Below are 26041 nucleotides of genomic sequence, written 5' to 3' on the forward strand. Positions count from 1 at the left end.
CCGGGGGACTTTGGTGTGTGTGAGAATCATATATTCTTAGTGGCTTGCTTTCATGGCAAATATTTCTTCATTTCTTTCTGATTGATAAGATTTCATTGTTTAATGCTTGAATTGTATTTGTTCTTGCTTGATTGAATTGCCATCTTTGCATCGTTGATCTTATGATATTGAATTAATAATTGAAACAATATTTTTTAATTAAATCTAATACATTAATTTATGAAACAAATTGCATTTACATGGTTGCTGTGCATATTTAGTATATGTGTATATGCTCAGCAAATCACTGTTACTGGAACAGTGAAGGATGCGGATGATAATCCGTTGATTGGTGCGGCTGTTGTAGTTGTAGGAACTACGGATGGTGTGATTACCGATTTTGATGGTAAATATACCATTAAGGCTAATTCCGGTCAGTCTCTGAAGTTTACTTATGTGGGCTATCAGGAACAAGTTGTTAAGGTTGATGGCCGCAGTGTGATTAATGTGACATTGTCGGAAGGCGAATTGTTGGATGAAGTGGTGGTTATCGGTTACGGTACAGTGAAGAAAAGTCACTTGACAGGTGCTGTTTCTTCTGTGTCGGGTAAGGATTTACAGGCTAATGTGGCACGTAATGCTTCCTCGGCATTACAAGGACGAGTTGCTGGTGTGACAGTATCAAGTCAAAGTGGTCAGCCTGGAGATGGATTGAATATTAATATTCGTGGTATTAGTTCATTGAGCTCTACTACACCATTATATATTATTGATGGCGTGTATGGTGATATTAATATGGTAGATCCGTCTGATATCCAATCTATTGAAATTTTGAAGGATGCTTCTTCTGCCGCAATTTATGGTTCGCGCGCAGCTAATGGAGTTGTATTGATTACAACTAAAGGTGGACGTTTGGAAACTCCGACTCGTGTAACGGTTGATGCTTATACAGGTGTTCAGTCTGTTGCAAAATATATTGATGTAATGGATGGTAACCAGTTGAGAGATTTTGCAAACATGACAGGTCTTACCAGTGCTCCTGAATTGCTGAATTGGAATGGTGGAGCTGGAACAGACTGGCAAAAAGAGTTATACCGCACTGCACAGGTTAGCAAAGTGGCTCTGAATGTATCAGGAGGTAATAAGACTTCTACGTATAATCTTTCAGGTAGTTATTTGAAACAAGATGGTATTGTAAAGACTACCGGTTATGAAGCTTGGAATGTCCGTGCGAAAAACACGTTCTCTTTGTTTAATAACCATGTACGTTTGGGATCCACTTTGATGATGAAATTTTGGAATAAGGATTATGATGATGTGTCTTATAATGCCGCATTAACAGCTGTTCCTCAATGGAATGTGTATGATGCAAGTGGAAATTGGGCAGAAGCTCCTAACTGGTCTCGTGGTGATAGTCCGGTAGGTTGGGTGGAAGCTTATGACCGCCAAAAGCATGGAATTGATATTTTGTTGAATGGATATGCTGAAGTTGATTTGTTCTTGAAAGGTTTGAAGTATAAGTTTAATGTAGGTATTAACAAATATACTCGTCGTGATTACAATTACGTTGTTCCTTATGTTTTTAGTTCTACATCAAAAAATAATTCAACTCAATTAGATGAAAGCACTTCATGGGAAAATGATTGGTTGGTTGAAAACACAATCAATTATGACAATACGTTTGGCAAACATACGATTTCTGCTTTGGTTGGTTACTCTGCGCAACGTAACAATCAGCGTGGTTTTGGTGCAGGACGTAAAGATTTGCCCTTAGGATTAACTGTTATTGGTGCAGGTTCGTCTGACAAGGGATTGACTAATAGTGGTAGTGCTTGGGCCAATACGATGGTATCTGTTTTTGGCCGGGCTATGTATTCATTCGATGATCGCTATATGGCAAGTGTGTCTGTACGTCGGGATGGTTCTTCTAAGTTTGCGGACGGACATCGTTGGGGTACTTTCCCTTCGGCATCTATCGGATGGAATGTGATGAATGAGGATTTCTTTGAGAACTTGAAGAAAACCGTTAATGAATTAAAACTTCGTGCTAGTTATGGTGTGCTGGGAAATTTGAATGGTATTGGAAATTATGCTACCCAGTCTATTGTAACAGCAGGCCTGAATAGTGTTCAAGGTGACTCTTGGTGGATGGGAGCTATTACAGGATCTGATTGGGTGTCTCCTGCTAATGTAACTTGGGAAAAAACAAAGACCACTAATATTGGTTTGGATATGGGCTTCTTGAATAACAAATTGACTGTTAGTGCTGATTATTTTATTCAAAAGACAGAAGATATGTTGTTGGGAATGCCTCAACCTGATAGCTTTGGTTTGGGGGGATCTCCGACTGTAAATGCTGGTACGGTAGAGAATAAAGGATTTGAACTTTCTATCAACCACCGTAATAATGTGGGCGAATTCTACTATCATGTAGGTGTGAATGCTTCATTCATAAAGAATAGATTGACAAAGGTTAATGGCTTACGTGATGAGTGGACAGGTTTTAATCCTCATGACAAAGGGGCTATTACTTATGCAAAAGCAGGTCATGCTATCGGTTTCTTTAATTTGATTAAGACGGATGGCATTTTCCAAAGTGAAGAAGAAGTAAAAGCGTACGTGGGCAAAGATGGTCAAATGATACAGCCTGATGCTGAGCCGGGAGATTTAAGATATGTGGATTTTAATGGAGATGGTAAGATTGATAATCTTGATCGTCAAGATTGTGGAAGTGCATTCCCCAAAATGACATTAGGGCTGAATTTAGGTGCTCAATGGAAAAATATAGATTTGAATTTGTTCTTTGATGGTAATTTTGGTAATAAGATTTATAATTCTCAGTATTTTACAACTGTTTATAATGAGGTAGCTGCGAATCAATATGCTGAACGTCTGAATAGTTGGAGCGAAAATAACAAGAATACAGATATTCCTCGTTATGTAAAAGGTTCAACTGGCACAAACTTGGCTTATACGGAACGCTGGTTGGAAAATGGTTCTTTCCTTCGTTTGAAAACATTGGAATTGGGGTATACTCTTCCCAAAGCATGGACAACTAAAGCAGGTTTGCAAAATCTACGTATTTATACAGCTATGGAGAACTTGTTTACTATTACTGATTATAAAGGATATACTCCTGATTTAGGTACGAATGATGGTACAGGTTCATCAAGTGGTAGTGGTGTGATGAGTCGTGGTTGTGATGATGGACGTTATCCTTCTGCGCGTACTATTACTTTTGGTTTGCAAGTTAATTTCTAATCTAAAATCGTAAAAAGATATGAAAACGAAAATAAAAAAATATATAACGGCTTTATTGCTTACTCCGTTTTTATTCTCTTCATGTAGTGAGGATTTTTTAAATGAAGTGGATCCCAATAGGGAAACTCCCGGAACTTTCTGGGTGAATGAACAAAATGTAAATAAAGGTTTAGCCGCTGTCTATAATCATGTCCGTCGTATGAGCTGGGGGTATTATGGAGGTTATGAAGGCATTTTACACTATCAGATGCGTGCTGATGATATGTATCCTACTCGCAGTGAAGAAACAAATATTTGGGAGACTCTTTCATTTACTAATACTCCTAATACAGGTAATGGATGCTGGGGGTACTTGTATAAAGGCATTCAAGCTGCTAATGAGTTCTTGGAAAAAGCACCTAATGCTTCAATGGATCAGGCAAAGTTGAACCAAATGCTGGGTGAAGCTTATTTTTTAAGAGGCTATTGGCATTTTCGCGTCCGCACAGATTTTAATGAAGGTGTACTTCGAAATCAATCCCAAGATGCTGATCCGGATATGCATGGATTGTCATCTCCTGACGAATTATTGGATCAGGTGATTGCTGATATGAAAGAAGCTAAAGCTCGATTGCCAAAGACTCGTCCGTCTGAAGAAGCTGGGCGTATAACTCAAGGAGCTGCTATTGCCATCTTGGGTAAAGCTTATATCTGGAAGGGCGATTATGCAGCTGCAAAAGCTGAATTTGAAACGATAATGAGTGGTTACGGTTATGACTTAACAGAGAAATATGAAGATAATTTTCGTGATGATACAGAATTTAATAAAGAGTCTATCTGGGAAATTAATTTTGAAGCATTTGGGGATGAAAAAGATGCCTGGGGAAGTAGTACTGGAGATAATGCCTTTATGGGAAGTGTGATAGGTCATTATTTTGGTCCTTGTTTTAAAGCTTGGAAAGATCCTAATAAAAGTGATGATGAGCAATGGTATCCAAAAGGTTTTGGTGGTGGTTGGTATAAAATGCAGCCTTCTCCATATTTGATTAGACAATATGTGGCTGAGCCTCGTCCTACGGGTTCTGACACGAAGTGGGATAAACGTCTATATACTACTGCTTTCTTTAAATATTCTGATTATGGTGATGTTATAGAAGATGAGAAAGCCTTTGGCATAATTCCTTTCGATTCACTTTGTTATTGGACAACAGATCTTAGCAAGGAAGAAAAATGGAGAATAGATAAAGGTATACCAGACTATCCTGAAATTAATGGAAAACCCGGTCGTTTCTTGATGAAAAAATTATGTGCATGGTGGAATCCAATGGGGAATTCTATGTATGAAAATAATGGTGGACGTATTGCTAACTATCGTATAATGCGTTTTGCGGAAGTTTTATTTCTTCATGCTGAGGCTTGCTTGGAAACTGGCGATAACACCAATGCGATGAAAGATATTAACCGTATTCGTGTGCGTGCCGGATTGCCCGAGAAACAGTTGAATGACAAGAATTCTATAATGGAAGAACTTCGCAATCAGAAATTATTGGAATTTGCTGGTGAAAATGTACGTTGGGATGATTTGGTTCGTTGGTATGATTACGATGAATTGAAGAAAATTATGCATGAACGGAAAACAGATACACGTGAAACCGAGTTTGAGAGAGATGAAAAAGGTAGAATTATCAGATGGAATTATACTGGAAATATTATTGATTCTCAAAATTTCCAACGTTTTGAGAAGAAGCACTTGTATTTTCCAATACCTCAAAGTGAAGTTGATACGAATCTGAGTTTGGAACAGAAATCTGATTGGCAATAAATGAATATTTACTAAACTAATCATCAATTAGTGTGTGTGGGTAATTACCCACACACTATATATATAAAAAGCAGGAAGAATGAAAATCCTTAAAGAATACGGTGTGCTTTTATTATGGCTGTTTTGGGGCATAACAGCTTGTGATAATAATGATAATACTTCCTTATATCCGGAATACTATGATACAATTCAAGAACTTGTGCAAAAAGGTGATTTATTAAAAAGTGTCACTCAAAATGATAATTGCTATATTTTCACATTTGAGTCGAAAATTATAGAGATACCTACTGATATAATTCAAAATGTACATATAGATGATGTGGCTTGGAGAACTACTATTACATTTGTTAATGGCAGCACCTATATAGTTCCTTCAATAGGTGATGCCATTGATGACCTTATAGTAAAGATTGTAGTAAATCCTTCAGGTTATAATCCATTAGCTGCAAATCTATATTGTGAATTGCCGGCACAAGGTCGTATTAAAATTATTGTGCATAGTAAACCTGATGCAAAGACTCCGGATGTGGAATTTCAATCTGATGATGTTCAGAGGTCGCAAGTTATTCAAATATTAGGACTTTATCCAAATTATGAAAATAAGGTAACATTGGTTTACTTGGATAAAACTGGCAAGGAACGGGCTAAGACAACGATTCAGATTAAAACAAAAGCGTTGAATGTAACTTATTTGCCTGCTGCTATACGTATCATTAAACGGAAAATTAATGAGATGGAACCTGGTATGACTTTAATAAGTTCACCGGGCAAAGAAGAAACTGATACGTCTATTCCATATATGATAGATGCCGATGGAGAAATACGATGGATTTTGGACTGGAATAGTCACCCGGAATTGAAGTATATTGGAGCTCAATGCGGCTTAAAGCGTATGAAAAATGGTAATTATATTGCAGGAGATTGTAATCATGGTTTGTTGGTTGAGGTTGATGCGTTAGGGAATATTGTGCACAAATGGGATTTGAAAGGAATGGGGTATAACTTTCATCATGAAGCGGTAGAGACAAAAAACGGTAAAATACAAATTTTGGTTACTAAGGCAAAGGCAATGTTGGCTGATGGGAGCAACTCACGTATTTTTGATCATACTATAGAACTTGATCCTATAACAGGAAGTATAACTAAAGAATGGGATTATGCTCAGATATTGGATTCAGCTCGTATCAATAAAGTGGATATGGGGGAAGAATGGAATAATAATATGTATTTAGGTGCTAACAGGAGCAATTGGCTTCATAACAATGGAATTTTTGTGGATGATGATGAAATGGTGGCGACGGGACGTTGGTTGGGATTCTTTAAATATGATTATTCTGGGAAATTGAAATATATAATGGCTCCGCATAATAATTGGAGAGAACAATATAAAAGGTATTTGCTTACTCCTTTAGATAGAAATGGACAACCTATTACTGATATAGAGGTCTTGAATGGAGAAAAGGTGCATGAGGATTTTGAGTGGTGCTGGGGACCGCACTGTCCTATTGTTTTGCCTAATGGACATGTAATGGTTTTTGATAATGGATATAATCGGTATTATTCAGCTCGTAGTGAAGAATATAGCCGTGCTGTAGAATATGAAATAGATGAAAAAAATATGACGGTCCGGCAGGTATGGCAATATGGAAAAGAACGGGGAAGGGAATGCTATGCTATGGCTGTCTCATCGGTACAATATTTGGAACAAACTGGTAATAGATTGTTTTGTCCAGGCATTGGCAATATATTAAGTGATGGTAGTATGGGAGCACGTATTATTGAGATAAATCCAAAGACACAAGAAATTATCCTTGAAATGGAACTCCCGGGAGTCGCTAATACTATTTTTCATCGTGCTAATCGTATTCCGTTATATCCTGAGGGCTAAATTTGATATGTAATTTATGTAAAACGATAATAAAAGGAATTTATGATAAATACAGATTTCAAAAAGCGATTGACGGCATTGTCCCAGCGCCAAGAAGCGTTGTTGCAACGCCCTAACGAAATAAAGGAAGAAACAAACGGCATTATCCGCCGTTATGTCCATCCGGTATTGACACGTCATCACATTCCCTTGGAGTGGCGTTATGATTTCAACCCCGACACGAACCCTTATTGTGTGGAGCGCATCGGCTTTAATGCCACTTTGAACAGCGGTGCCATGAAGTGGAACGGGAAATATCTGATGGTGGTGCGTGTGGAGGGGGTGGACCGGAAGTCCTTTTTCGCCATAGCTGAAAGCCCTAATGGAATAGACAACTTCCGCTTCTGGAAGCGTCCGCTGGCATTGCCGGACATCGATCCGGACGAGACTAATGTGTATGACATGCGTCTCACCGCCCACGAGGACGGATGGATTTATGGCATCTTTTGCAGCGAACGACACGATGACAAGGCGTCCGCTGGAGACCTTTCCTCGGCGGTGGCGAAGGCTGGAATCGTACGTACCCGGAATCTGGTAGATTGGGAGCGTTTGCCCGACCTGATGACCGGCAACCAGCAGCGGAATGTGGTACTTCACCCTGAGTTCGTGAATGGAAAGTATGCTCTTTATACCCGTCCGCAAGATGATTTCATCAACGCCGGTAATGGCGGAGGTATCGGATGGGCGTTGATAGATGATATCACTCACGCGGAAATAAAAGAGGAAATAATCATTAATCACCGGCATTATCATACCATTAAAGAGGTGAAGAACGGAGAGGGGCCGCACCCCATAAAAACACCGCAAGGCTGGCTTCACCTGGCACACGGAGTGCGTGGCTGTGCCGCCGGGTTGCGTTATGTGCTCTATTTGTATATGACGGCTTTGGACGAACCTTGGCGGCTGATAGCCGAACCTGCCGGTTATTTTCTGGCACCACAAGGTGAAGAAAGAGTGGGTGATGTATCAAATGTGTTGTTCTCGAACGGCTGGATAGCCGATGACGACGGAACGGTGTATATCTATTACGCCTCCAGTGACACGCGGATGCATGTAGCGACATCTACTGTAGACCGTTTGGTGGATTATTGTCTGCATACACCCGCAGACGGACTTCGTTCTGCAACTTCAGTAGCGGCAATCAATGAATTGATAGATCGGAATGAAGTGTTTTTGAAAAAATGAGAAAGATTATAGGATTGTTTTTAGGGATGCTGCTGATGATTGGATCATCGGGCATGTCAGCACAAAGGCGTCAGCCGATAAAAATAATTTCATATAATATTTGGAATGGTTTTGAAGGGGATTCTTTGAGGCGTGCATATTTTGTGGAATGGACCAAAAATCAGTCAGCCGATTTAGTGATTTTAACAGAGCTGGTTAGTTTTAAGGAAAAGGATTTGGTAACATTGGGGAAGGTATGTGGATATCCACATACCGCCCTTCTTAAAGAAGAGGGGTATCCGGTAGGAGTCCTTTCCAGACAACCGGTAAAGACCATATCCAAACAAGTGGACGGGTTCTGGCATGGCATGATGCATGTGCAGACACAGGGCATTGATGTCATTGCCACTCATCTCAGTCCCTTTGAATGGAGTTATCGACTGGATGAGGCCACTAAAATAGTCGATTATATCCATAAACAGAACTTGAAAGACTATTTGGTGGCAGGGGATCTGAATGCGCATTCACCATTGGATGCCGATGAAATAATGACGCATGATTCGCTGTTGGTGAATATGCAGCGTTGGGATGCTTCCCAAAAAAAATACCGGAATTTGAGGAATGGACGTTTTGACTTCTCCGTGATAGCTAAGTTCTTGTCTGTGGGCATGGAAGATGCCCTTGGCCGGTTGATACGTCCGGCAGAAAAACGTATGACTTATCCTGCCGCCTTTCTTTATAATTGGAAAATAGATGATAAACGATTACCTTTACGACGTGAAAGGCTGGATTATATTCTGCTTTCTCCCTCATTGATGGAACGCTGCATACGGGCAGACGTTTATCCGGTGGAAGGAGTATCCGATCATTATCCGGTGAGTGTATGGTTGAAATAATATGTATAACTAAAAAAATAATATTCTATGAAAAAACTTCGTTTATTGGCTGTGTTAACGGCATTCTTTACTGCATCTTGTTTTTGTTTTGCCCAGAATTGGAAAGCTGACCATGTGTTTTTAATCGGCCTTGACGGTTGGGGGGCATATAGTGTGGAAAAGGCTGAAATGCCGAATGTAAAGTCCTTGATGGATGCAGGCTGCTATACTTTGAAAAAACGTAGCGTACTTCCTTCCTCAAGTGCCGTAAACTGGGCTTCCATGTTTATGGGTGCTGGTCCCGAACTGCACGGATATACGGAATGGGGCTCAAAAACGCCCGAGCTTCCTTCACGGGTATTGAACGAGCACAATATATTCCCAACTGTTTTTAGTGAACTTCGTAAAGCCGCTCCTGATGCTGAAATGGGTGTGTTGTATGAATGGGATGGTATCAAATATCTGGTAGATACCCTGGCTTTGAATTATTATGCGCAGGCTCCCGACTATAATCAGTATCCTACCGCTCTCTGCGAGATGGCATGCAAGTATATCACAGAAAAAAAACCTGTATTGACTGCTATCTGCTTTGATAACCCTGACCATGTAGGTCATGCTGACGGACATGATACACCAGCCTATTATGCAAAATTGAAGGAACTGGATGGATATGTGGGACGGATTCTGGATGCGGTCAAGGCGGCAGGCATATACGATAACAGTATCATTATAGTCACAGCCGATCATGGAGGTATTAACAAAGGGCATGGTGGAAAAACCATGCAGGAAATGGAAACACCGTTTATCATTGCCGGCAAGAATGTGAAAAAAGGAGGTGCTTTTGAGGAAAGCATGATGCAGTTTGACTGTGCTTCTACAGTGGCTTCCATCTTTGGCTTGGAGCAGCCGCAGGTGTGGATCGGACGTCCTATGACGCAGGTCTTTAAATGATGATCAAAAGAATGACTTATGAAATTACATATCATTGATATTCTTATTATCTGTGTGTATCTGGCAATCATTGTCACCATCGGGCTGTTCTTGAAGAAGAGGGCGGCAAAGAACATGGATTCGTATTTCTTAGGGGGCAAATCGCTCCCTTTCTATATGCTCGGACTGTCCAATGCGTCGGGCATGTTCGACATTACCGGAACCATGCTGATGGTCTATTGGGCTTTTGCCTACGGGTTCAAGAGCCTGTGGATTCCGTGGTTGTGGCCGGTGTTCAATCAGATATTCCTGATGGTCTATCTGTCGGTGTGGCTTCGACGGAGCAATGTGCTGACGGGGGCCGAATGGATAAAGACTCGCTTCGGGCGTGGAAAAGGGGCTACGCTGTCGCATACGATTGTAATCATTTTTGCGTTACTTAGTGTCTTGGGATTTTTAAGTTACGGATTTATCGGTATCGGTAAGTTCATGGAGATATTCTTTCCATGGGAGGCTGTGTCGCCGTATGTACCTTTTGATATTCCTCTGCAATATGTTCCTCACTTTTATGGTATATTCTTTACGGCCATCGCTACTTTCTATGTGATGCTGGGCGGTATGCTTAGCATTGTGTGGACGGATGTGGTGCAGTTTATGATTATGACGGTGGCGGGCGTGGTGATTGCAATTATTGGCATGAATATGGTGGCACCCGAGATGATTCAGGAATTTGTGCCATCAGGATGGGAGTCGCCTTTCTTCGGCTGGACATTGGACATTGACTGGAGCGGGCGGATGGATCTGCTGACGGAACGTATGGCCAGCGAACCTTACAGCCTGATGGGCGTCTTTGTGATGATGGCTTTGCTGAAAGGTATTTTTATGAGCATGGCGGGACCTGCTCCGAACTATGACATGCAGAAGATTCTGTCGTGTAAGTCGCCCAAGGAAGCGGCTTTGATGAGTGGCTCCGTACCGGTCATTCTGCTGATTCCGCGTTACTTGATGATTATGGAATTTGCATTACTGGCTGTTTATTTCTTTAAAGTGGATGGCGGGTTGGAGCAAATGACGGCAGCCGAATCGGATTTTGAAACTATTCTTCCTCATCTTATCACGAAGTATGTGCCGGTAGGGCTGGCGGGGTTGCTGCTGGCGGGGTTGCTGTCGGCGTTCATGTCAACCTTTGCTTCTACGGTCAATGCGGCTCCGGCATACGTGGTGAATGACATTTATTTGAGATATATTAATCCTAAAGCTCCGGTAAAAACTCAGATTCGTGCCAGCTACCTGATTTCGGTGCTGGTGGTGATTATCAGTACTGTCATGGGATTCTTCTTGAAAGATATTAATGAAATATTCCAGTGGATTGTAGGGGCATTGTTCGGCGGATACATTGCTGCCAATATGCTGAAGTGGCATTGGTGGCGTTTCAATGGTGAGGGCTATTTCTGGGGGATGACGGCAGGAGTGGTGGCTGCCATTGTGATGAAGTTTACGGTGCCTGATGCGCTGGTGCTTTATTTCTTCCCAGTGTTGTTCGGCATTTCATTGATAGGGTGTATTGCCGGAACTTATTCGGCGCCTCCCACCGATGAGGAGACATTGGTTCATTTCTATATACGGGTGCGTCCGTGGGGATGGTGGAAACCTATAGCCGATGAGGCGGAGGCCCGATACCCGCTGGTGGTGCGCAACAAGCACTTTAAACGTGATGCGTTCAATGTAGCCATAGGCATAGTCTGGCAGTGCTGCCTGACTATTGTTCCTATGTATCTGGTGGTGCGGGGTACGTGGGGATTTGTAGCGTCGGCCTTGTTGCTGGTTGTGACGACAATTATTCTGAAATATACTTGGTACGGACCTTTATGTAAGGAAGAAAAAGAATATGATGAATTGATGAAGGCCATCGGCTTTGAAAACAACGCTTGAAAATGCTGATGGGTAAAACCGGAAATTCCGTTTGCCTTGCATCCTTTAATTATTGGGCGTATGAAACAGTATTGCGCAGTCCTGTCTTTGTTGGAGGGGCTGCGTAATTTTTTTGTTGATTCTGATAGACCGTTTTGAAGAGGGTGATTTTGCATTAATGGTTAAAATGGTTTTAATTATTGTTGTCTTGTTGCAAGGAATTTCATGAAATTTTGATAACTTTGCATGAACTGATAATCAGGCTGTAGCGATGGCCGGTGTATGGTTTACGTAAATGCAAGGTTAAGTATAAAAAGGATATGGACAAGAGAAACAAAGAGGAAATGAACCGCAGGGAATTTCTGAAGATTGTGGGTGTCAGCGCTGCTGCATCCACAGCGGTTATGTATGGTTGTGCTTCCGGTGAGAAGCCGGCGTCGGCAGAGGCTGCCGTACAAGGCGAAGTGCCTGTTGACAAGATGACTTATCGTACTTCTCCCAAGGGAGAACGTGTTTCACTTTTAGGATATGGATGTATGCGCTGGCCATTGAAGCCTGCACCGGACAGTGATGGAAACGTGATAGACCAGGATGCGGTGAATGAACTGGTGGATTATGCCATTGCTCATGGAGTGAATTATTTCGACACCTCTCCTGTTTATTGTCAGGGATTCTCTGAAAGAGCAACCGGAGTTGCCTTGAAGCGTTATCCCCGTGAAAAACTTCTGATTGCGACGAAGATGTCCAATTTCCAGAATTATACCCGCGAGAACTCCATCAAGATGTATCATCAGTCGCTGAAAGAATTGCAGACTGATTATCTGGATTATTATTTGCTCCATTCCGTAGGCGGAGGAGAAGGGATAAAAACCTTTCACGATCGTTATATTGACAATGGAGTCCTTGACTTTTTGTTGAAAGAGCGTGAGGAGGGGCGTATCCGTAACTTGGGATGGTCATTTCACGGATCGGTAGAGGTGTTCGATTATTTATTATCGCTGGATGTGAAATGGGACTTTGTACAAATCCAGATGAATTATGTGGATTGGCGTCATGCTTCGAAGCGGAATGTTAATGCGGAGTATTTGTATGGAGAGTTATCCAAGCGTGGAATTCCTGTTGTGATTATGGAACCGCTGTTGGGAGGGCGTTTGTCAAAATTGAATGACCACCTGGTAGCCCGTTTGAAGCAGCGTCGTCCGGAAAATAGTGTGGCTTCGTGGGCTTTTCGTTTTGCCGGTACTTATCCGGATGTGTTATGTGTGTTGAGTGGGATGACTTATATGGAACATTTGCAGGATAACTTGCGGACTTATTCTCCTTTGGAGCCTCTGAATGATGAGGAGAAAGAGTTTTTGGAAGAAACAGCCCAGTTGATGTTGCAGTTTCCCACCATTCCTTGCAATGATTGCAAATATTGTATGCCCTGTCCTTATGGGCTGGATATTCCGGCTATTCTGGTGCATTATAATAAATGTGTCAATGAAGGCAATGTCCCTAAAAGCAGTCAGGATGAAAATTATCGCCGGGCCAGACGCGCTTTCCTTATAGGTTATGACCGTAGTGTACCCAAACTCCGGCAGGCAAGCCGCTGTACGGGGTGTGACCAATGCAGTCCGCACTGTCCCCAGCGGATTGATATCCCGAAAGAACTGCATCGTATAGACGCGTATGTGGAGCAATTGAAACAAGAGACTTTATAACTGGAATGGATAAACATGATAAAATAACGAATGCTTATGTTACGTAAAATAAGACTGACTGCCGCTCTTTTATTTTTTACTATGATAACATTGCTGTTTCTGGATTTTACAGGAACCATGCATAGTTGGTTCGGATGGATGGCGAAAATACAGTTTCTGCCTGCTGTTCTGGCGCTGAATGCAGGGGTGGTGATAGCCCTTGTTTTGTTGACACTTCTTTTGGGACGTGTCTATTGTTCGGTTATCTGTCCGTTAGGGGTGTTCCAAGATATCATTTCCTGGTTTTCGGGAAAAGTGAAGAAGAACCGTTTCCGTTATTCGCCCGCTGTTTCGTGGTTGAGATATGGGATTTTGGCGGTGTTTGTCATTGCTTTGGTTGCGGGAGTGGTTTCATTGGCGGCTTTGTTTGCTCCTTATAGTGCCTACGGCCGTATTGTCTCTAATCTGCTGGCACCTCTTTATCAATGGGGAAATAATCTGCTTGCCTTATGGGCGGAACGGGCGGACAGTTATGCTTTTTATTCGGTGGATATCTGGGTGAAAGGTGTTTCTACTCTTATTGTGGCGGTGGCTACTGTGGTGGTGCTTTTTATCCTGGCATGGCGTGGGGGAAGGACGTATTGCAATACCATTTGTCCGGTGGGTACCGTATTGGGGTTCTTGTCCAGATACTCTTATTTCAAACCGGTGATTGATACGGATAAATGTAATGGTTGCGGACTTTGTGCGCGTAATTGCAAGTCTTCCTGCATCAACCCTAAGGCGCATGAGATAGATTATTCCCGTTGTGTGGCGTGTATGGATTGTCTGGGCAAATGCCGTCAGAATGCGATAAGATATGTACCGGGGGCTATGCTTCCGAAGAAACAGGCTCCGGTAACTGAAGAAACCGGCAAACCGGCTTCTCAGCCGTCTTCGCCCGCTGAAAAAGTGGATGCTTCACGGCGGAACTTTCTTACGGTCTCGGCTTTGGTGGCTGCAAGTGCTGTGGCGAAAGCCCAGGAAAAGAAAGTGGACGGAGGACTGGCTCCTCTTATAGACAGGAAAATTCCCAAGCGTGCCACTTCTATTGTTCCTGCTGGCGCACTGAGTCTCCGTCATTTTGCGCAGCACTGCACGGCTTGCCAGCTTTGTGTGTCAGTGTGCCCTAATCAGGTACTGCGTCCGTCCGGTGATTTGAAACATTTGATGCAGCCCGAGATGTCTTACGAGCGTGGATATTGCCGTCCCGAATGTATGAAGTGTGCCGAGGTGTGTCCTACCGGTGCCATCCGTCTGACAGATTTGGCTGAGAAGTCGGCTGTTCAGATAGGTCATGCTGTGTGGGTGGCTCAGAATTGTATTGTGAATACGGACGGGGTAAGTTGTGGAAACTGTGCCCGTCATTGTCCTTCCGGAGCTATCCAGATGATTCCCAAGGATGTGGATGATGAAAAATCTCCCCGGATACCGGTGGTGAATACGGAGCGTTGCATTGGTTGTGGTGCTTGCGAGAATCTGTGTCCGGCCCGTCCGTTCAGTGCCATTTATGTAGAGGGGCATGAAATGCACCGTATTATTTGAAAAAGAAAATGGATGAATTGATAAAATTGTTGCATGAAGGCGGTTACTCTTGTGTAATCAGGAGGGAAGAAATCCGTACTTTTACACAGCGGGGGGTAGCCGATTTGTATGACTTGCTGAACCGGGAGCCTGAGTTCTTGCATGGAGCGCAGGTTGCTGACAAAGTGATAGGGAAAGCGGCGGCAGCTTTGATGGTGTTGGGGGGAGTCCGGGAGATTTACACGGACATCATCAGCGAACCGGCGTTGGCTGTATTGAAGCAGGCGGATATAAAGGTAGCGTGTGCTCAGGTGGTTTCTCGCATTCGGAATAGAAGCCGGACGGGCTGGTGTCCTTTGGAAACAATTTGTTACGAGGTGGAATCGCCTGAAGATATGTACCCTATGATTCGGGATTTTGTGGAAAAGATGAGGGGCGGTTTATCTGCCAAAGGATCGTCGGAGAATACTTTCACTTGAAACTATTAGTGTCCGTGCCATGAGGCTGAAAGCTTGCTTTTTGCTCATTACAAGCACGCTTGTGCAGTTTTTCTATCTGCTGGATAGTTTTTATCGAAACTTAATGAAACATTGCTGGATATTCTTAAATCTTCATTATCTTTGAGGCATAAAAACATTAAGATTATGAGTGACCAGATAAAACAAATTGCCGAGCGTCTCCAGGGATTAAGAGATGTCTTGGAACTGACTCCCGAAGAGGTGGCTGAAAGCTGTCAACTTTCAGTGGAAGAATATTTGGGTATGGAAAGTGGGGAGAAAGATATCTCTGTCAGTGCTTTGCAGAAGATAGCCCGTAAATATGGAATTGCATTGGATGTGTTGATGTTTGGTGAAGAACCTAAGATGAGCTCTTACTTTCTGACCCGTTGTGGTTCGGGAGTATCGGTGGAACGTACCAAAGCTTACAAGTACCAGTCGTTGGCATCAGGTTTTCGCGGACGCAAGGTAGATCCGTTTGTAGTGACCGTGGAGCCCAAGCCGGAAGGTACTCCGATTTATTTCAATTCACACGAGGGACAAGAATTCAATTTGGTGATCGAAGGTAGAATGTTGCTCAATATGAATGGAAAAGAACTAATTCTGAATGCGGGTGACAGTCTGTATTTTGATTCTTCCATACCGCATGGTATGATGGCGTTGGATGGCAAGACTGTGAAATTCCTGGCAGTAATATTATGATAAATTGAGAATTGGAAATTAAGAAATAGCCGCAAGATGTTTTTTAATTTTTGATTCTCAATTCTTAATTTAAGAAGATTATGGTAGAAAAATTCTTAGAACAGACTACATTTACCTCGCAAGAGGATTTTATAAAGAATTTAAAGATTAAAGTTCCCGAAAACTTCAATTTCGGTTATGACATAGTAGATGCCTGGGCTGCCGAAGAACCTGAAAAGAAGGCATTGTTATGGACCAATGACAAAGGGGAGCATGTGCAATATACTTATGCTGATTTGAAAAAGTATACTGATATGACCGCTTCTTATTTTCAAAGTCTTGGTATTGGTCATGGTGATAAGGTGATGCTTATATTGAAGCGCCGTTATGAGTTCTGGTATTCCATTATTGCTTTGCACAAATTAGGGGCGGTGGTCATTCCGGCCACTCACCTGCTTACAAAGAAAGATATCGTGTATCGTTGTAACGCAGCTGATATCAAGATGATCGTTGCTGCAGGGGAAGATGTGATAACAAAACACATTACAGATGCCATGTCCGATTCTCCCTCGGTGAGAAAGCTGGTCAGTGTGGGGCCGGATATTCCGGAAGGATTTGAAGATTTTCATAAAGGTATTGAGAATGCGGCTCCGTTTGTCAAACCGGAACATCCCAATACGAATGAAGATACTTCATTAATGTATTTCACTTCGGGCACTACAGGTGAGCCTAAGATGGTGGCACATGATTTTACATACCCTTTAGGGCATATTGTAACCGCTAGTTTCTGGCATAATTTGCATCGTGACAGTCTTCATCTTACCATTGCCGATACCGGTTGGGGAAAAGCGGTATGGGGGAAGCTCTATGGACAGATGATAGCAGGAGCCAATATTTTTGTGTATGACCATGAGAAATTTACACCGGCGGATATTCTTGGAAAGATTCAGGATTATCATATCACTTCTTTATGTGCCCCTCCCACTATTTATCGTTTCTTGATTAAGGAGGACATCAGCAAGTATGATCTCTCTTCTTTAGAATATTGTACTACGGCGGGAGAAGCCTTGAACTATTCTGTATATGAGACGTTCAAGAAAATAACAGGTATTCGTTTGATGGAAGGCTTTGGACAGACAGAAACGACTCTGACTCTGGGTACTTTTCCTTGGATGGATCCTAAACCGGGAAGTATGGGGGTGCCTAATCCTCAATATGATATTGATTTGCTGACCCACGACGGGCGTTCTGCCGAAGATGGAGAGCAAGGGCAGATTGTAATTCGTACGGACAGGGGCAAACCGCTGGGGCTGTTCAAAGAATATTATCGTGCTCCGGAATTGACGGAAGAGGCTTGGCATGATGGTATTTATTATACGGGTGATGTGGCTTGGCGCGACGAGGATGGCTATTTTTGGTTTGTAGGCCGTGCCGATGATGTGATCAAGAGTTCAGGTTACCGTATAGGGCCGTTCGAGGTGGAAAGTGCTTTGATGACTCATCCGGCTGTTGTGGAATGTGCTATTACCGGTGTGCCCGATGAAATTCGTGGGCAGGTGGTAAAGGCAACAATTGTTCTTTCTAAAACGTTTAAGGGAAAGGAAGGACCTGAGCTGATAAAGGAACTGCAAGATCATGTGAAGCGTGTGACGGCTCCCTACAAGTATCCGCGTGTCATAGAGTTTGTAGAGGAGCTCCCGAAGACAATCAGTGGAAAGATTCGTCGTGTGGAAATCCGTGAGAAAGATAAATAATCGGTTGTGGGCTGATCGGATTTTTATTCGTAAAGTAACTAAAAATGAAAAAAGTTTTATTTTTTGTGTTTTTAAGTTTGGCCTGTTTGTCAGCAAGTGCACAAGCTTTAGTCCCTGTTACATGGACAGCCTACGGTTTAACTTTTAAGGCTCCCAAAGGCATTTTGGTGGAGGAGGATACAGAGGAGACTTTTCTTCTGAACAACTCTACGTTTTATATCACGGTGCAGTCTTTGGATTCGGACGGCATGACAAAGAATGATTTGAAGAGTGTGTTGAAAGACTATGCCAATGATGACGGGATAAAAGATCAGTCGGCGGTGCAGGAGTTTGAGTTGCCACAGTTTTTTGGTACTTATTTAAGAGGGGTTTGCGAGACGGATCTTTGTTTTTATGCCTGTCTGATGACCAAGGCTGCGGGTAGTGGCTTTTATGTATCCATTATCTACAGTAAGGGAAAGGAGACTGAGGCTGAGGAGATCCTGAAAAGTTTTACGATGGAAGAATAAACAAAAGAGTGTTAGTCGTTGTTTCTTTGATAAGAAAGCGTTCGAAACTCACCAGAAATTTACTAGATTATTAATAGCAAATGAAAGAGGCTGTCTTCGTGAGGAGATAGCCTCTTTTATCAGTTTGTCCAGCTCTAATGCTATGTTACCAAGGAAATAATATTATACTTTCCTTTTTAATTGAAATATATGGATATCAAGACATGCCTTATTTTATTTAAGACATGTCTTGATTTATATTTATTAATGTTTAGCCCACCAAATGGGAGTTAGAGTTGTTTCTGTTCCTCCAAGGAACTGAACTGCTTTTTGATATCCTTCCGGGTCGGCATTTTGCAGGCTGGATGGAAATTTGAGACGTTGTGGATATAATGATACCTTTTGTCCACTCTTATATACATCTACATTCCATTCCGGCATATTAGTCAGAGGCTCTTCAGCTGATGGAATTTCAAAGAATGGAAGTCCCAGACGACGATGATCACTCCACGCTTCCAAAGGCAGATATGGCATTTGAGCAATGTATTTCTGAGTGATAATCTTTGTAAGCTTGTCATTCAAAGCCTTGCCATACAATGTTTTTGAAGCGACCGGATATGTATATGTAAATTTACCCGCTTTGCCGGTATAGCCGTCTATGTAATCCATTTCAACTGTAGCAGGAGGTTCTTCTGTGTGAGAAAACTTAACGGAAGTTCCTACACGGTTATAAGTTTCTGATTGCAGATATTCGTCAACAAACTGACTGCATCCATTGTAAACGAAGCTAGCCTTTATTCCATTGGTGTAGGCTGTCTCTGCATCAAAACCGGCATTCCATCCTCTTACAGCGCCTTCTGCCAGCAAGAACCAAGTTTCCCAATCGCCAAAGAATATACGATCATTATTACTAGTACGGTATTGTTTACCTAATGACGGATAACTGCCCCAAATACTGGTATTCATAATCATATTTTTGGAATACTTCGGACCTCCGTAGCCATTGGCCACACCATTCCAACACATCGCAGGTTTAACAAATGCTATTGTATCCGTTGCAGTATTCGGATTGATCAAGCCTCTGACATTTTTCCCATTTCTTACTTTATAGTTGCTTTCACTCCAGGTAGAATAATTGTCAGCCTCGCTGTCTTCCGGCAAATAATACAATTTGAAAGCGCGAGGATCTACTGAATGGGGTATTCCATCCATCCAGAAACCTTTAGACGGATTATCCGAATTCAAACTAAAATGATCGGGAAAATACAGACCCAGATAATTCGCATTATCCTTGATGTATGCCTGATATCTGTCCGCAGTCAATTGAGACGCAGTAGGCACTCCTCCCAGATTAGTCATTAAATTGAAAATAGTCATTGAAACGCATTGCTGATTCCATGAACGTGACATAACACCGGCCAAGTTGTCCCAAACATCCTTTTCCGCTACTTTAAATATGTCATCTGCTGATATTATTAATTCACCTTTAGCAGCATCTTCGAATTCGGATTTGGCTGTTGTAGGGTCGACTTCTGACAGGCGCATCGCTAAACGCATACGCATAGAATTGGCATATTTCACCCATTTGCTAAAATCGAATGCATAAGCAGCGTCACCGGTCTTTTCAACATCGTCCGGTGTGATGCTTGTATCGATTTTTGAAGCGGCATCCTTTAATTCGCTCAGCATATAAGTATAGACATCCTGACAACTTTTAAAATCAGGGACCTCACCTATGACCATACCCGTAGGACCGACACCAAAATTATCTACATATTCGCTAGTAAGATATGCATACCAGATACGGGATACCTGTTTCACATTATTGACGAATGTCTCATTTCGTCCGGTATAATTACCGGAAGCCAATTGTGCATCTGCCAAGTTAATAGCTAATGTGGCATTCTTCATCCATGCAGTGATACGACTGTTATGATAGTCATTATTATAATCATCACTATAAGAGCCTGTAACCAGAAAATTCATTTGATGAAACCGTGCTGCGGATTTCCAGTTATACACGAAAATACGTTCTGCCTCATGAGGTGATTGTTGGGCATCTACAATAGATTTGTTTAGAGCATAATATGCCTGGACCTGGTCGGCTTGTGCTGCCTTGGGATCGGTGTTTACTTCATCAAAGTCGGAGCAGGCACTCACTGCGCCACCCAGACAAAGTGAAAACAAAATATAATTTATTTTTTTCATTGCATTCTAATTTTAATGGTTAGAAACCAAGTGTAACGTTAAACAGGAAAGTACGTGATGTCGGTGCGCTATATGCTTCGAAACCTGTTGCATTTGTATAAGTAGCAAATACAGACTCAGGATCTACACCTCTCATGTGGCTTGAGATCATCCATACATTGTTGCAAGAGACACCCAATTTAACTTGTTGGAATGGGGTCTTGGCAAGCATGGATTTAGGGAATGTGTAATTCAATGACAGATTACGCAGACGGACATTGGTCGCATCGTAAAGATTGGCTTCTCCAATACCTAAGTTACCGCTACTTGTAGTAACAGCTTCCCAATATTGTTGTTGGGTAATAGGAGTAGTGTTAGGAGTATAGTTGCCGTTATCATCCATATAGACACCTTCTACTATGATATTTTCGCGTTTCCCACCTGGAGCCGTTATTTTAGCTGTACCGGATTTCTGCATTGTATGATTAGTAGCAGAGAAAATTTCTCCACCAATACGTGCGTCCACCAAGAAGCTCAGAGTCCATCCCTTGTAACTGAATGTATTGGTCAAACCTAATAGGCAAGTAGCCTGCTGGTCACCAATTTTCTCAATATCACCACTTTTTGCAGTCGGACGACCTTCCTTTGTGGTAATTAGTTGCCCATAATAGGGGCTTGATTCGTCTTCCACACGAGCGAATTTACTGCCCCAGATTTCGCCATAGTTACCACCAACCACTGCATAAACACGCATGTTATCCAGATTAGGTCCTAATTGGTACTTCTCTACGCCATCAGCCAGCTCCAGAATCTTATTTTTATTGGTTGAAAAGTTGAACTGCAAGTCCCAGTTAAAATCATTTGATTGGACAGGAGTGGCATTCAGCATAATTTCAACACCTGAATTCTGAATATTACCGGCATTAATCTTACGTCCCGTATAACCGGACAATGAGTTCATTGGTAAATCCAACAACTGATTCTTTGCATTGGATTTGTACCAAGTGAAATCCAGCCCTAAACGGTTATTGAAGAAACGGATCTCTGCTCCAGCTTCCCAAGAAGAGATCAACTCATTCTTTACATCTGTATTATATAATGTACCGGAGATAGTAGTGGTCTTGTTGCCATTGGGATCAGAACCAATGCTATAGGTATTGTACAATTGATAAGGATCCATATCATTACCTACTTCGGCGTAAGAAATACGTGCTTTTGCATAAGTAAACCATTCCGGCATACCTTTACCATGTTTGTTGATCATATCACTGATTACCCATGATGCACTGACAGACGGATAAAAGAACGAACGGTTGTTCTTGCTCAATGTGGAAGTCCAGTCATTACGGAAAGTCCCATCTAAAAAGAGCCAACCGTTATAATTGATTTGGGCGGTACCATATAGAGAGTTCATCTTTTTGTGCGAATAACTGTCATTTACAGTAGGTTTGTTCTTACCATTGTTCAGTGAGAACAGGTTCTTTACCACTAACTCACCGGAATCGGAACGAATGCCTGTTGATTTACGCTCCATCAGATTTCCACCAAATGAAGCGGCTCCACCCCAGTTGCCAAAAATGTTATCCTTATTTGCGCTGATAAGGAAACTGAAGTTGTTTTCAAAGAATTTTTTCTCGCTGAACGCATAGCTACCGGTTTTTGATGTAGGGCTACCTCCATACAGTTTATTTGTTTCTTCTGTATAATACATATCACTACCAGCCTTGATTTCAGCATTCAACCAGTCTGTGAATTTGTATTTTAATGAGCCATTCAACAAGAAACGATTACGCACATCATTACTCAATGCATATTTTTGAGACCAATACGGGTTACGCGCGCTGCTTGTTCCAAACCATAGCATATCACCGTTTTCATCTGTAGCAGCCGAGAAGTCGCGAATGTCAAGAGATACTGGAAATTTGTACATGGTCAAGAAGTTTGACCCGTCTCCATTAACAGGACGGTTTTTGGCATCGGATAGAATATATTGAACTTTTGCGTCTAATGTCCAACGATCATCCTTTCCAAATGTAGATGTGCCACGTAACATCATGTTAGTACGGCTAATGTCTGCTCCCGGAATCTTACTATGGTCATCCATTCGGTTGACTGAAGCATAGATGCCAGTTTTCCCATATTGTTGTGAAAAAGCAATGCTTTCAGTTAAATTTGTACCGGTTCTAAAATAATTGTCTATATTATCGTAATAAGCCATTTTAGATCGGGAACCATCCCATTTAGTTATTTCCTGCCCGGCAATTTCTTCTCCCCAGCTACGTGTTTCCTCATTGTTGAAAGCACCGTCATAACCTTGTCCGAAAGATTTTTGCATTTCAGGTTTCATGAAAATGGTTTCAGCGGAAACAGAACCAGAAATAGTTATACCCAATCCCTTGCTCTCTTTTCCGGATTTGGTTGTAATCAAAATAACACCGTTACCTGCACGTGAACCATAAAGTGCTGCTGCTGAGGCTCCTTTTAATACTGACATGGATTCAATATCTTCAGGATTGATATCTGAAAGACCATTACCCATATCTTGTCCCGGATTAAAAATATCCTTGCTGGCTCCTTCCTGTTGTGCCAAGAAGTTATCCATAGGCACACCATCAACAACAATCAACGGTTGGTTCAAGCCTGTTACAGAGTTACTACCACGGAGCTGGATTTTAGAAGAACCACCGGGACCATTACTTGAACGGATAATCTGGACTCCGGACACTTTACCTGTCAAGGCATTCGCAAGGTTTGTCTCACGGGCATTTAGTAATGCGTCACCTTTTACTTCCTGCATGGCATAACCCAATGCTTTTTTCTCACGTTTTACGCCCAACGCTGTTACTACCACTTCTTGCAGCGTCTGCGTATCATCTTGTAATGTTACATTTAGAGGTTGTCCATTCCAAGGAATTTCAACAGTCTGATAACCCACGAATGAAATTTGGATAATATCCCCTTTTTTTACATTGTTCAGTGAAAAGTCACCATCAATACCAGTAATGGTACCATTCGTTGTACCTTTTACTACTACAGATGCGCCAATGACAGTTTCTCCTGTAGCATCTACTACAACTCCCGTACATGTACCGCTTTGTTGTGTGATTTTCACATCGTCAGTTCCCGGATTGGAAACCGCGTATGCTGCTCCGGTAGAGGCACCCATTAGGAACAGCATCATACTGACTGATTTTAGTCGTTTTAACATAGCTGTGATTTTTTTAAGTTTTTATTGAAAATCAAGTAATTCCGTATTCTAAGTTCCGCCGGAACTATTTAGGATGTTATTGTGCTGATAATCAAATTGTATAAATTTCAATGACTTTTAAAGAATTTCTTATTACAGAGCTTGTAAAGAGGAAATAAATCTGCGGTTTCTACCTAATTTCTACTAGTTATCATCTTAAATCTTTACTATAAATAAGAAAATCAGAATTTGATGGAATGAAATAAAAATGCAACTCTTATATTTGCTAAATTCAAACTTTATTGCGTTATTTGCGTTACATGTTTTATGTAACATAAAAACTGCAATGAAGAGTATTCCTACTAATCCATTTTTAATAACCGGTTACCAAGGACCCGATTATTTCTGTGACCGCGAAAAAGAAACAGCTTCTTTAATGTCAGCATTAAAGAATGGCAGAAATATTACATTAATCAGTCCACGCCGTATGGGAAAGACAGGACTAATAAAGAATGTATTTTACTATATTCAAAAAGAAAATAAATCTGCCGCCTGTTTTTATTTGGACATATTTTCAACCCAGAATCTTCAGGAGTTTGTATCTCTACTGGGGCGAAGTGTGTTGGGGAAATTAGATACCTTATCACAGAGTACCTTAAAATCGCTATTCTCATTCTTTAAGAGTTGCCGTCCGGTCATCAGTGCCGATGAAATAACAGGGATGCCATCTGTAACACTCGACTTTATTCCGGAACGTTCAGAAGAAACCTTGAAAGAGATTTTCACCTACCTAAACCAATCGGGAGTAGAATGTTATATAGCCATTGATGAATTCCAGCAGATAATGGAATATCCGGAGAAAGGAGTGGAAGGCTTATTGAGATCGTATATTCAGTTCACCCCGAATGTGCATTTTATCTTTTCGGGTAGCAAAAAGCATTTGATGGAGTCTATCTTCTTTTCCATCAAAAGGCCTTTTTACCAATCTACGCAGAAACTTTTTCTGGCCCCTATTCCTTATACTCCTTACTGGGAGTTTGCCAAGAAACTGTTTGATGAAAGAAAGAAAACTTTGCAGGAAGATATCTTCCATGAAATTTATCAATCGGTAAAAGGACATACGTGGTATATGCAATATCTTTTAAACAGATTGTATTCATTGCCACAGCAAATTCCAACTATGGAGCTGTTGCATACACTCATACAGGAAATCGTACAGGAGGAAGAATATACTTATCAAACCTATTTCCAGTTTTTAACTTCCAATCAGATTCAGTTGCTGAAAGCTATAGCAAAAGAGGAAATTGTAAGCGAGATTAACAGTGCCACATTCATAAAAAAATATGATTTAAAAGGGGCTAGCAGCATAAATGTAGCATTAAAGTCTTTAGTAAATAAAGAGTTTGTCTTAAAAGAACAGCAAGGGTATATAGTATACGATCGTTTTTTGGCAATTTGGCTCAAAGGACTAGTATGAATCATTAAAATCTCTATAACTATGAATACAAAAGGAATTCTTATTGCCATTCTGACATTGGGAAGCATAACGTTTGCCAATGCCCAACAACCTACCGGCTATTTCTTCGAGGAGTTTACTCAAGGAAAAGTTCTATTGAAAAACAAACAGTTTGCCAAAGGAAAATTTAACTATGACTGTATAAACAAAGAAATGCATTTTTTAAATGGAGCAACAGATATGATTATAGAAAATCTGGAAGATGTTGATACGGTAGTCATTGATATACATCGTTTTATTCCGTTTGAAGGACATTTCATGGAAGTGATGTCCGGGCAGAATGCAACTCTTTTTATAGATTGGAAAATAAATCCGAAAGGCATAGGAAAAAAAGGAGCTATGGGAACAGTTACCCAGGGAAGTGTTCAGGCTATTGATGTCAACACACGCTTTCAACGTGTGAATGGCGAGCAGGATTTAGACCTGTCAGTCTATAAAATGGTAACGGAGAATGTTTATTACACTCAAGTAAAAGGTAAGTTGAAAAGTTTTCGGAATATCAATACACTTCTAAAACTATATTCTAAAGACAAACAGCAACTGATCAAAGAATTCATTGAAACGGAGAATATTAAAATGGAAAATCCCAAAGATGTACTAAAAGTTTTGGAACGGTTTCAATAAAAAAAGAAGCACTT

The 26041-nt window shown here is 41.5% G+C and carries 17 protein-coding genes; 15 read left to right on the top strand and 2 right to left on the bottom strand.

Annotated elements, in window-relative coordinates; genetic code table 11:
* Positions 1 to 219 precede the first annotated feature (219 nt).
* The 13 genes from ACYQ0C_RS02045 to ACYQ0C_RS02105 all read left to right on the top strand — a co-directional run bounded on the left by ACYQ0C_RS02045 (position 220) and on the right by ACYQ0C_RS02105 (position 18534).
* A complete protein-coding gene (locus ACYQ0C_RS02045; RefSeq protein ID WP_016275385.1) occupies positions 220 to 3240 on the top strand; it encodes a SusC/RagA family TonB-linked outer membrane protein in 3021 nt (1006 codons plus the stop codon).
* Positions 3241 to 3259: 19 nt separating this feature from the next.
* Positions 3260 to 5041 carry a RagB/SusD family nutrient uptake outer membrane protein gene (locus ACYQ0C_RS02050; RefSeq protein WP_016275386.1) on the top strand — a complete coding sequence of 594 codons (1782 nt, stop codon included), beginning with the start codon at positions 3260 to 3262 and terminating at the stop codon, positions 5039 to 5041.
* Between the two features lie 79 nt (positions 5042 to 5120).
* Positions 5121 to 6929 (top strand): aryl-sulfate sulfotransferase, encoded by a 1809-nt coding sequence (locus tag ACYQ0C_RS02055; RefSeq protein WP_016275387.1) that lies wholly within the window; start codon positions 5121 to 5123, stop codon positions 6927 to 6929.
* 45 nt (positions 6930 to 6974) lie between these two features.
* Positions 6975 to 8153 carry a glycoside hydrolase family 130 protein gene (locus ACYQ0C_RS02060; RefSeq protein WP_032941437.1) on the top strand — a complete coding sequence of 393 codons (1179 nt, stop codon included), beginning with the start codon at positions 6975 to 6977 and terminating at the stop codon, positions 8151 to 8153.
* On the top strand, positions 8150 to 9028 hold the full coding sequence (locus ACYQ0C_RS02065; RefSeq protein WP_016275389.1) for an endonuclease/exonuclease/phosphatase family protein: 879 nt from the start codon (positions 8150 to 8152) through the stop codon (positions 9026 to 9028). The genes ACYQ0C_RS02060 and ACYQ0C_RS02065 overlap by 4 nt, the downstream gene beginning before the upstream one ends.
* Positions 9029 to 9055: 27 nt before the next feature.
* Positions 9056 to 9958, top strand: a complete 903-nt coding sequence (locus ACYQ0C_RS02070; RefSeq protein WP_016275390.1) for an alkaline phosphatase family protein — start codon at positions 9056 to 9058, stop codon at positions 9956 to 9958.
* An 18-nt stretch (positions 9959 to 9976) separates the two neighbouring features.
* Positions 9977 to 11869: a sodium:solute symporter family protein gene (locus ACYQ0C_RS02075; protein ID WP_016275391.1), complete on the top strand. Its 1893-nt coding sequence runs from the start codon at positions 9977 to 9979 to the stop codon at positions 11867 to 11869.
* Positions 11870 to 12168: 299 nt separating this feature from the next.
* Positions 12169 to 13551 carry an aldo/keto reductase gene (locus tag ACYQ0C_RS02080; protein ID WP_016275392.1) on the top strand — a complete coding sequence of 461 codons (1383 nt, stop codon included), beginning with the start codon at positions 12169 to 12171 and terminating at the stop codon, positions 13549 to 13551.
* 36 nt (positions 13552 to 13587) lie between these two features.
* Complete coding sequence (locus tag ACYQ0C_RS02085) at positions 13588 to 15114, top strand: 4Fe-4S binding protein (protein ID WP_016275393.1); 1527 nt, start codon at positions 13588 to 13590, stop codon at positions 15112 to 15114.
* 8 nt (positions 15115 to 15122) lie between these two features.
* Positions 15123 to 15572, top strand: a complete 450-nt coding sequence (locus tag ACYQ0C_RS02090; RefSeq protein WP_016275394.1) for a DUF1893 domain-containing protein — start codon at positions 15123 to 15125, stop codon at positions 15570 to 15572.
* Positions 15573 to 15737: 165 nt separating this feature from the next.
* The gene (locus ACYQ0C_RS02095) at positions 15738 to 16292 is read left to right on the top strand and encodes a helix-turn-helix domain-containing protein (RefSeq protein WP_016275395.1); all 555 of its coding nucleotides are present in this window, start codon (positions 15738 to 15740) and stop codon (positions 16290 to 16292) included.
* Between the two features lie 80 nt (positions 16293 to 16372).
* Positions 16373 to 18025, top strand: a complete 1653-nt coding sequence (locus tag ACYQ0C_RS02100; RefSeq protein ID WP_016275396.1) for an AMP-binding protein — start codon at positions 16373 to 16375, stop codon at positions 18023 to 18025.
* 44 nt (positions 18026 to 18069) lie between these two features.
* On the top strand, positions 18070 to 18534 hold the full coding sequence (locus tag ACYQ0C_RS02105) for an amidohydrolase family protein (protein ID WP_016275397.1): 465 nt from the start codon (positions 18070 to 18072) through the stop codon (positions 18532 to 18534).
* Between the two features lie 243 nt (positions 18535 to 18777).
* Here the strand turns inward: ACYQ0C_RS02105 and ACYQ0C_RS02110 are convergent, their stop codons facing one another.
* Positions 18778 to 20721: a SusD/RagB family nutrient-binding outer membrane lipoprotein gene (locus ACYQ0C_RS02110; protein WP_016275398.1), complete on the bottom strand. Its 1944-nt coding sequence runs from the start codon at positions 20719 to 20721 to the stop codon at positions 18778 to 18780.
* A gap of 19 nt (positions 20722 to 20740) precedes the next feature.
* A complete protein-coding gene (locus ACYQ0C_RS02115; RefSeq protein WP_016275399.1) occupies positions 20741 to 23908 on the bottom strand; it encodes a SusC/RagA family TonB-linked outer membrane protein in 3168 nt (1055 codons plus the stop codon).
* A 325-nt stretch (positions 23909 to 24233) separates the two neighbouring features.
* On the opposite strand from ACYQ0C_RS02115, the gene ACYQ0C_RS02120 reads away from it, so the two are divergent.
* Positions 24234 to 25364 (top strand): AAA family ATPase, encoded by a 1131-nt coding sequence (locus ACYQ0C_RS02120; RefSeq protein ID WP_016275400.1) that lies wholly within the window; start codon positions 24234 to 24236, stop codon positions 25362 to 25364.
* 21 nt (positions 25365 to 25385) lie between these two features.
* On the top strand, positions 25386 to 26027 hold the full coding sequence (locus ACYQ0C_RS02125; protein ID WP_016275401.1) for a hypothetical protein: 642 nt from the start codon (positions 25386 to 25388) through the stop codon (positions 26025 to 26027).
* Positions 26028 to 26041: the final 14 nt, after the last annotated feature.

Source organism: Phocaeicola sartorii JCM 17136 = DSM 21941 (genome assembly GCF_054653615.1).